Here is a 2,479-nt window from a genome sequence, read left to right on the forward strand (position 1 = left end):
GTGGTCGGCGAGCGCGGACTGGAGGCGGACGACGTCCGCGGCGCTCTGGTCGACGTCCGCGACGACGCTCCACCGCCGCGTCTCGCCGGGCGTCAGCGTGAGGTCCGCGACGACGAGGTAGGCGCCCTTCTCGCCGCGCACCTCGGGCTCGGACGTGACCGGGCGGCCGCCGGCGAACGCGGCGACCTGGCGCGTCGACGTGAGGTGCGCGACCGGGTCGAGACCGACCTGCCACGCGACCGTCGCCGCGAGCGACTCGCTCGGGTCGCTCTTGTCGGTGAGCGTCGAGTTCAGGTAGACGAGCCCGAGACCCGTCGCGGCGTCGACCTCGGTGCGCTTGTAGGCGTCGAGGAGGCTGCTGAACTCGGACTGCGTCTGCACGGTCACGCCTGCGGGCAGCAGGTCGACGAACCCGTCGAGCACCCGGGCGCGCACGGGGGCGCCGCCCACGGCGGTGAGCGCGACCTCGCGCACGACCCCGTACCGCGCGCTCGTCCGCCACGCGACGCGCGCCCGCAGGCCGACGTCGGGACGGGTCTCCTCGAAGACGAGCGTCGTGCCGAGGTAGTCCTTGTACAGGTGCCGCTCGACGGCCGGGTCGTCGGGTCGGCGCTCCGCGAAGGGCTGCCAGGACCGCGTCCCGTCGGGGGTCTCGACGCGCAGCAGCGTGAGGCCGCCCGTGCGCCCGGCGCCCGCGGCGACCTTGTCGTCGGTCGCGTACGCGAACAGCGCGCGGTCGGCGTGCTCGCGCCCGGCGGTGACGCCGCCCGTGCTCGACACGAACAGCCACAGGTCGCTGGCCCCGACGAGGGTCATGAAGAACGGCGGGAGGTCGGAGTACGACGCGATCCGGTAGAACCGCCGCCCGTCGAGGTCCACGGGTCCGCTCGAGACGAGCGCGTCGCCGGGCTCGTCGGTGCGTGCGGGCGTGAGGGTCTGCGACGCCATGTCCTGATCGTCCTTCGGGCCGGGCGCGGGTCGACCGGTCGGGGACCGGACGGGCCGCGTCGGTGCGGCCGTGGAAGCGCTCCCCTACAGTGACACGTGTCAACGCGGAAGGCAACGGCCCTGGGGCCCGGTCGCGCGCGCGTCCCCGCAGGTCCGTCACCCGAACGCCCTCGCCGCGCGCCCGCGCTCCGCTAGCCTGCGTCCGCCGAGGCGCGGGGCCTGCGGCACCGGAGGAGGGGTCGTGCTCCGCTACCTGCCGTTCGTGGTCGAGATCGGGCTGCTCGTGTACTGCCTGATCGACTGCATCCAGTCCGACGAGGGCCGCATCCGCAACCTGTCGCGGACCGGCTGGCTCATCCTCATCGTGATCCTGCCCGTCGCGGGTGGCGTCGCGTGGCTCGTCGCCGGCCGCCCCAAGGACGACCGCCGCCGCCAGGTGCCGTGGCCGTCCACCGGGACCGCGGGCTTCCCCGAGTACGAGCGTCCCCGGCGCGCGCCCGACGACGACCCCGAGTACCTCGACCGCCTGCGCCGCGACCGCGAGTCCGACAGCAAGCACGAGCAGATGCTCCGCGACTGGGAGGCGCAGCTGCGCGACCGCGAGCAGCGGCTCGCCGAGCCCGACGGCGGGACGAGCGGCGCGTCGAACGCGTGACTCGCCCGTGGTGCGCGGGCGCCGCCGCGTCCGGACGGTAGGGTCGCTCGCATGCTCGTGCTCAGCAGACGCGTCGGTGAGCGTCTCGTCATCGGGGACGACATCGTCGTCACCGTGATCGAGGTCCGCAGCGACGGCGTGCGTCTGGGCATCGACGCCCCCCGCGACGTGCGCGTCCACCGTGCCGAGGTCCTCGAGGCCCTCACCGCGGCCAACGCCGAGGCCGCGAACGCCGACGAGAGCACCGCCGCCGCGCTGCGCCGCCTCGTGCCGCCCGCCGCCGGCCCGGCTTCCGGCGCGACGGCCCCCGCGTCCTCGCCCGCCGCACCGACCGACGCGCCGGCCGACGCGCCCAGCACGGGCCCGACGCCCGCGGATCCCTCAGCAGGGACCTCCACCGGCCGATGAGGTTGGGCGCCGGGCCGGCGCCGATCGCCTCCCGGTGGGGAGGCACGCGTGGAGGACATCGACGAGATCGTCCGCGAGTTCCTGGTCGAGAGCTACGAGAACCTCGACCAGCTGGACCGGGACCTCGTGGAGCTCGAGGAGAACCCGGGCGACAGGCCGCTGCTCAGCAGCGTCTTCCGGACGATCCACACCATCAAGGGGACGAGCGGGTTCCTCGCGTTCTCCCGGCTCGAGCGCGTCACGCACGCGGGCGAGAACCTGCTCGTCGAGCTGCGCGACGGTCGCCGGCAGATGGACCAGGTGACCACCGACGTGCTGCTGCGCACGGTCGACACCGTCCGCCTGCTGCTCGACGCGATCGAGCGGACCGGCGGCGAGGGCGACGTGGACGTCGACGTGGTCGTCGAGGCGATCGTCGCCGTGCAGGAGGGGCGGACCGCCGCGGGGGCACCGGCCGCGACGGCACCC

The 2,479-nt window shown here is 74.8% G+C and carries 3 protein-coding genes and 1 pseudogene; 3 read left to right on the forward strand and 1 reads right to left on the reverse strand.

Translation table 11 applies throughout. The features are described 5' to 3' along the window. Positions 1–948, reverse strand: a pseudogene (locus tag HGA02_RS16225) (hypothetical protein); the annotation flags it as partial. A gap of 241 nt (positions 949–1,189) precedes the next feature. Here HGA02_RS16225 and HGA02_RS16230 point away from each other — a divergent pair. The 3 genes from HGA02_RS16230 to HGA02_RS16240 form a co-directional block, all read left to right on the forward strand. Continuing rightward, positions 1,190–1,603, forward strand: a complete 414-nt coding sequence (locus HGA02_RS16230; protein WP_168680133.1) for a PLDc N-terminal domain-containing protein — start codon at positions 1,190–1,192, stop codon at positions 1,601–1,603. A gap of 51 nt (positions 1,604–1,654) precedes the next feature. Beyond that, positions 1,655–2,011 (forward strand): carbon storage regulator CsrA, encoded by a 357-nt coding sequence (csrA, locus tag HGA02_RS21140; protein WP_246247933.1) that lies wholly within the window; start codon positions 1,655–1,657, stop codon positions 2,009–2,011. A 48-nt stretch (positions 2,012–2,059) separates the two neighbouring features. Beyond that, the coding region (locus HGA02_RS16240; RefSeq protein ID WP_343035540.1) for an Hpt domain-containing protein at positions 2,060–2,479 on the forward strand (420 nt) is incomplete at its 3' end.

This window comes from Cellulomonas septica, from assembly GCF_012396155.1.
GTDB lineage: Bacteria > Actinomycetota > Actinomycetes > Actinomycetales > Cellulomonadaceae > Cellulomonas > Cellulomonas septica.

Excerpts from the sequence above, each read along its gene's own strand:
- csrA (WP_246247933.1), top strand. The coding sequence starts at position 1,655 with ATGCTCGTGCTCAGCAGACGCGTCGGTGAGCGTCTCGTCATCGGGGAC.